Genomic DNA, 6,121 nt, shown 5'->3' with positions numbered 1-6,121 from the left:
TCTAGCTACTCGAAGGATCACTCGATGGCCGTCTTCATTTCACGACGCCACGCCTCTTGACCAGGTCAAACTCGTACACCACTCCCGTGGACGCAACCGTCCTACGAGAGCCGAGCTCCTCGACGCGATCCACCCGGGAGGGGCGTCGGCCGCCTGATCCGGGCCGGGAAGGCGATCAATGCCGGTCTGACGAGATTCTCGCTCCCATAGTGCGGTCATGAAGAAATCTTTGAGCAGAATGACCAGAACCAGGGGCCCGTGGGCACGCCGGAGTGACAATCCGATCGTCAACAGAAGATCGCGGAGAGGCCGGGCGGCCTCCCGCCTCGGGCGTAACCCCTGCTCGGCATGGGTGAGGCGCATATGTGGAGCGTCCTCACCGGCCACTCGGTCGGGGACCGTGGACAACATTCACCCCTACGACGGCGTCCTGAGCGCCGAGCAGCTCCCCACGTTGGCAGTCCAGTAAGTTCCCCCACCCTCGCTGGGAGAGGTTCATGGACCCGCAGGATGAGTTCGACCTGCCCGAATCCCGCTGGAATCGCTTACCCGAACCCGACAAACCTCACCTTCCGGATGGGTCCTGGAACGCCTTCCGGGACGTGGCCAAGCCCGAGTCCCCGTGGCCGCGCCGCCTGGCGGCCGCTCTGTCGATGGTCCTCGTGCTGCCCCTGGCCTACGCCATGCCCGCGGCGGCCGAGTCCCGCTCGGCCCCGCAGGTGCAGAAGGAGACCCCGGTCAAGGGCACGAGCGTGCCGGCGCGCGCGCCGCAGGCGGATCCCGCCGCCGAGCGGGCGTGGCGGGCGGCGCCGGCCGTCACCTGGCCCAAGCCGCAGAAGGCCGAGCTGGGCGTCGGCGCGAGCGCCAAGGCCGTGGCCGGCGACTTCCCCGTCAAGCTCGCCCCCGCGAAGGCGGCCTCTACGCCTACGGCGGCGACTACGGCGCCCGGCTCGGCGTCGGCACCCAGACCGGCGACTTCACCTGGAGCTACGACATGCGCACGCCGCCCTCTTTGGGCGGCGACGAGCCGGAGCTGTCGCTGGCCTACTCCTCGCAGAGCCTGGACGGCCGTACCGCCGCCACCAACAACCAGGCGTCCTGGGCCGGTGACGGCTTCGAGCTCAGCCCCGGCGGCTACATCGAGCGCCGCTACAAGTCCTGCACGCTCGACGGCAAGAAGACCGGCGACCTGTGCTGGGACCAGGACAACGCGGTGCTGTCGCTGGGCGGCTCGTCGATCGAGCTGATCAAGGACGCCACGACCAAGCAGTGGCGGCCCAAGCGCGACGACGGCACCCGCGTCGAAGCCCTCACCGGCGCGGCCAACGGCGACAACAACGGCGAGCACTGGCGGGTCACCACCGCCGACGGCACCCAGTACACCTTCGGCCTGAACCGCCTGCCCGGCTAGGCCGAGACCAAGTCGGTGCAGACGGTGCCGGTGTTCGGCAACAACAGCGGCGAGCCCTGCTACAGCAGCACCCCGGCCAACGCCTGGTGCCAGCAGGGCTACCGGTGGAACCTCGACTACGCCGTGGACACCCACGGCAACGCGACCACCTACTGGTACGCCCAGGAGAAGAACCACTACGGCCGCAACTCCAAGCCCGAACTGGGCACGGTGTACGACCGGCACGCGTACCTGACCCGCATCGACTACGGCTACCTGAGCGGCGAGCTGTTCACCAAGGCGCCGGCGGCCCGCGTGCTGTTCGAGGTGGCCGAGCGCTGCCTGCCCGGCGGCACCGTCACCTGCGCGGCCGCCGAGCTGAAGAAGGAGACCGCGAGCCGCTGGCCGGACGTGCCGTTCGACCAGATCTGCGACGCCGGCGTGAAGTGCGTGGACCGCCTGGCTCCCACGTTCTTCACCCGCAAGCGGCTGACCAAGGTCACCACCCAGGTGCTCAACGCCGCCGGGCAGTACTACCCGGTGGACTCCTGGGCGCTGGCCCACCAGTTCCCCGCCACCGGTGACGGGCTGAGCCCGGCGCTGTGGCTGGCCTCCATCCAGCAGACCGGCCACGTGGGCGGCACGATCACGCTGCCGAAGACCACGTTCAGGGGCGTGCAGCTGCCCAACCGGGTGGACGCGACCGAGGGCCGCGCGCCGCTGGTGAAGTGGCGCGTCCAGTCCGTCGACAACGGCACGGGCGGCGAGCTGCGGGTCAACTACGCGCCGGCCGAGTGCGCGGCGGGCGCGCTGCCCGCCGCCGACAAGAACACCAAGCGGTGCTTCCAACATCCTGGTCAAGCCCGAGCACCGCACGTGGTCGGACTTCCGCGGCTTCGGCCGGGTCCGGGTGCGCGAGGGCGACGGCCAGGACACCAAGCGCACCCTGACGGAGTTCCGCTACTTCCGCGGCATGCACGGCGACAAGCAGGCCGACGGCACCAAGCGCAGCGTGCAGATCGAGGACTCCGAGGGCGGCAGGCTGGACGACCTCGACCAGTACGCGGGCTTCGAGCGCGAGGAGATGCTGTACGACGGCGACGGCGGCGCCCTGCTGAAGGCCACCGTCGAGACGCCGTGGTCGGTCAAGACCGCCGAGTCCACGCAGGGCGGCGTCACCAAGGCCGCGTACGTGGTCGAAGCCGCGTCCATGGCCACCCGCACCGCGCTGCCCGGCGGCAAGTGGCGGCGCACCGGCGAGGCGCGCACGTACGACGCCAAGGGCCTGCTCACCCAGGTCGAGGAGAAGGGCGACCTGACCACCGCGGACGACGACCGGTGCACCCGCTACACCTACGCCCGCAACGACACGAGCTGGATGCTCGACTACACCAGCCGCGTGCAGAAGGTGGCCGCCCCCTGCGCCGCGTCCGTGTCCACGCTCGCCGCCGGAGAGCTGATCTCCGACGAGAAGGTCCAGTACGACGGCAAGGCGTTCGGCCAGGCGCCGAGCAAGGGCGACGTGACCTCGGTGCAGCAGGTCGTCAACGCCGACGGCACCACGATCACCGACACCACGCACACCTACGACGTCTACGGCCGCGAGACCAGCGAGACCGACACGGCCGGCACCAGGACCGTGACCAGCTACACCCCGGCCGCGGGCGCCCTGGCGACCGAGATCAAGGAGACGAACCAGCTCGGTCACGTCGATCGCACGTTCCTGGAGCCGGCGTGGGGCGAGCCCGTCGGCGAGCTCGACACCAACAACCGCCGCACCGACATGGAGTACGACGCGCTCGGCCGGCTGGTCAAGGTGTGGCAGCCCGACCGCAACAAGGCCGCCGGGCAGTCGCCCAGCACCGAGTACTCCTACACCATGCGGGCCGACGGCCCCAGCGTCGTCACCACCAGGACGCTGCGCGCCGACGGCGGATACACCGAGAGCCACGAGCTGTTCGACGGCCTGATGCGCGAGCGCCAGACCCAGGAGCCGGCGCCCGCGGACGACCAGACGCAGGACCCGGCGCTGCGGGACGGCCGCACGATCACCGACACCTTCTACAACTCCCAGGGCGAGGAGTACAAGCAGAACACCGGCTACTTCGCCACCGGCGCCCCCGCGACCGCCCTGCTCGCGGTGGCCGACACCGACGTGCCGAACCAGGTCGTGACGCTGTTCGACGGCGTGGGCGACGCCAACGCCCAGCTCCTCAAGGTCAAGGGCGTGGAGAAGTACCGGGGCGCGACCCCGACCGGCGAGTACGAGTCCACCAAGTACACCTACGACCACGCCGGGCGCCTGTCCACGGTGACCGACCCGGCGGGCAACGTCTGGCGGCACCACTACGACTTCCGCGGCCGGGAGATCAGGACGGAGGACCCGGACAAGGGCGTCACGACGATGACGTACAACGACGCCGACGAGCTGGTCTCGACGACCGACTCGCGGGGCAGGACGCTCTGGTACGGCTACGACACGCTGGGCCGCAAGACGGAGATGCGCGAGGGCTCCGCCACGGGGCCGCTGCTGGCCGAGTGGAAGTACGACGCCCTGGCCAAGGGGCACCTCAACGCCAGCATCCGGTACGTGGACGGGCAGGCGTACACGGCGGAGATCGACGCCATCGACGTCGACTACCGCCCGCTGCGCGAGACCGTCACCATCCCCGCGCGGGAGGGCAAGCTGGCGGGCTCCTACCAGCTCAACACCCGCTACACGCTCGGCGGGCAGGTGCAGTCGGTCAGCTTCCCCGGCGTCGGCGGGCTGGCCGAGGAGCAGGTCGTCTACACCTACGACCAGCTCAACCAGCCGGTCAAGGTCACCGGCCTGTCGGCGTACGTGAGCGCGACCCGCTACTCCAAGCTCGGCGAGACCCTCCAGTACGAGCTGGGCGACAACGGGAAGAAGACCTGGCTCACCTACACCCACGACGAGTCCACCCGCAGGCTGACCAGCATGCGGCTGGACCGCGAGGGCACGACCAAGACCGACCTGGACGTCAACTACAGCTACGACGCCATCGGCAACATCACCAAGATCGACGATCGGGCGAACCAGGACACGCAGTGCTTCACCTATGACCACCTGCGCCGGCTGACCTCGGCGTGGACGGCCACGGACGACTGCGCGAGCGGCGGTCCGCGCTCCGCCACGATCGGCGGCGTGGCCCCGTACGCGGTCAGCTACGCCTACGACGTCACCGGCAACCGGATCAAGGAGACCAAGCACGCCTTCGGCAGCGGGGGCGAGCAGGTGCGCGACTACACCTACCCCCAGCCGGGCGGCAAGCAGCCGCACGCGCTGCAGACCGTCGGGCAGGACCTGTTCGAGTACGACGCGGCGGGCAACACGACCAGGCGCAAGGTCGGCACCTCCGACCAGAGCCTCGTGTGGGACGCCGAGGGCAACCTGGCGTCGGTGACCGAGGCGGGCAAGACCACGTCGTTCATCTACGACGCGGAGGGCGACCGGCTGATCCGCAAGACGCCCACCGACGCCACCCTCTACATCGACGACATGGAGCTGCGGCTCGACTACGCCAAGGACACCGTCGAGCAGACCCGCTACTACACCATCAACGACGAGCCCATCGCGGTCCGCACGCCGGACAACCAGGTCTACTTCCTGGCCAACGACCACCAGGGCACCGCGCAGGCCGCCGTCAACGCGGGCAACGGCGAGCTGGCCGTGCGCAGGCAGACCCCGTTCGGCGAGGACCGGGGGGCACCGCCACCGTGGTGGCCCGGGCAACGCGGGTTCGTCGGCGGCACGAAGGACGCCTCGACCGGGCTCGTCCACCTGGGCGCCCGCGAGTACGACCCCAAGCTCGGCCGGTTCCTGTCGGTGGACCCGATCATCGACGACACCGATCCGCAGCAGCTCAACGCCTACGCCTACGCCAGCAACAGCCCCGTCGCCATGAGCGACCCCGACGGGCAGTGGGTGTGGGTCGTGGTGGCCATCGGCGTCCGGGTCGGCGCCCGCTACCTCGCCAAGAAGGCGGCACAGCGCGCCGCGCGCCAGGCGGCCATCCGCAGGGCCAGGGAGGAGGCCAGGAAGAAGGCCCTGGAGGAGGCCAGGAAGCGGGCCAGGGAAGAGGCCAAGAAGCGGGCCAGGGAGGCGGCCAGGAAGCGGGCCGCCGCCGAGGCCAAGCGCAAGCGGCTGGCAGCGGCCAGGAAACGGGCACGGGAGGCGGCGGATCGGGCCCGCGAGGCGGCCGCCAAGCGCCGCGCGGCGCTGGCCGCCCGCCGGGAGGCCGCGAAGAAGGCGCGGCAGGCGGCGGCGGCGAAGAAGAGGGTGCTGAACAGGCAGCGGTACAACCGCCGCAACGGCTACCTTCCCAGGGGTATCCAGCAGGCGCGTTCACGCCCGGCGAGCCGGCCGACCAGCCATCGCTCGGTGCAGCGGCAGTCGCCGCCGAAGGCGACCAGGCAGCCGGCGAAGCCACGGCCGAGCCAGGTCTACCGCAACGACGGCAGCGTGCAGCCGACCCAGTCGTACACCGTGTACGGCAACGGCCGGATGTACCCGCAGGGCAGGCCGCCGTCGAACCTGCCGAACGGCGGCGGCAGCGGCCAGGGCCAGAAGCAGATCTTCAAGCCCGAGAAGATCGAGATGGAGGTCAACACCAGGCGAGGGGCCATGGGCCACCTGGGCATGCGTGGCGGGAAGCTCGGCGACGACATCGCCGACTTCTTCGACTTCTTCCTGGGCGGCCTCGGCTGACC

The 6,121-nt window shown here is 70.4% G+C and carries 5 protein-coding genes; 2 read left to right on the top strand and 3 right to left on the bottom strand.

The genetic code is table 11. From position 1 onward, the window contains the following. Positions 1 to 676: 676 nt before the first annotated feature. Positions 677 to 895: a hypothetical protein gene (locus IO39_RS51290; RefSeq protein ID WP_157549345.1), complete on the bottom strand. Its 219-nt coding sequence runs from the start codon at positions 893 to 895 to the stop codon at positions 677 to 679. A gap of 99 nt (positions 896 to 994) precedes the next feature. On the opposite strand from IO39_RS51290, the gene IO39_RS51285 reads away from it, so the two are divergent. Beyond that, positions 995 to 1,411 carry a hypothetical protein gene (locus tag IO39_RS51285; protein WP_157549342.1) on the top strand — a complete coding sequence of 139 codons (417 nt, stop codon included), beginning with the start codon at positions 995 to 997 and terminating at the stop codon, positions 1,409 to 1,411. A gap of 251 nt (positions 1,412 to 1,662) precedes the next feature. On the opposite strand, the gene IO39_RS51280 is transcribed toward IO39_RS51285, so the two are convergent. Then, positions 1,663 to 1,869 (bottom strand): hypothetical protein, encoded by a 207-nt coding sequence (locus IO39_RS51280; protein WP_157549339.1) that lies wholly within the window; start codon positions 1,867 to 1,869, stop codon positions 1,663 to 1,665. A gap of 54 nt (positions 1,870 to 1,923) precedes the next feature. Then, positions 1,924 to 2,148, bottom strand: coding sequence for a hypothetical protein (locus IO39_RS51275; protein ID WP_157549336.1), 225 nt, complete (start codon positions 2,146 to 2,148; stop codon positions 1,924 to 1,926). A gap of 152 nt (positions 2,149 to 2,300) precedes the next feature. Between IO39_RS51275 and IO39_RS35740 the strand changes: the two genes are divergently transcribed. After that, the gene (locus IO39_RS35740) at positions 2,301 to 6,119 is read left to right on the top strand and encodes an RHS repeat domain-containing protein (RefSeq protein WP_052423791.1); all 3,819 of its coding nucleotides are present in this window, start codon (positions 2,301 to 2,303) and stop codon (positions 6,117 to 6,119) included. The last annotated feature ends 2 nt before the right edge of the window (positions 6,120 to 6,121 follow it).

The organism is Nonomuraea candida, assembly GCF_000725485.1.
Lineage (GTDB): Bacteria > Actinomycetota > Actinomycetes > Streptosporangiales > Streptosporangiaceae > Nonomuraea > Nonomuraea candida.
The sequence above is the reverse complement of the archived record's forward strand: the minus strand, read 5'-3'. Positions and strand labels throughout refer to the sequence as shown.

Excerpts from the sequence above, each read along its gene's own strand:
- IO39_RS51285 (WP_157549342.1), top strand. The coding sequence starts at position 995 with ATGCGCACGCCGCCCTCTTTGGGCGGCGACGAGCCGGAGCTGTCGCTG.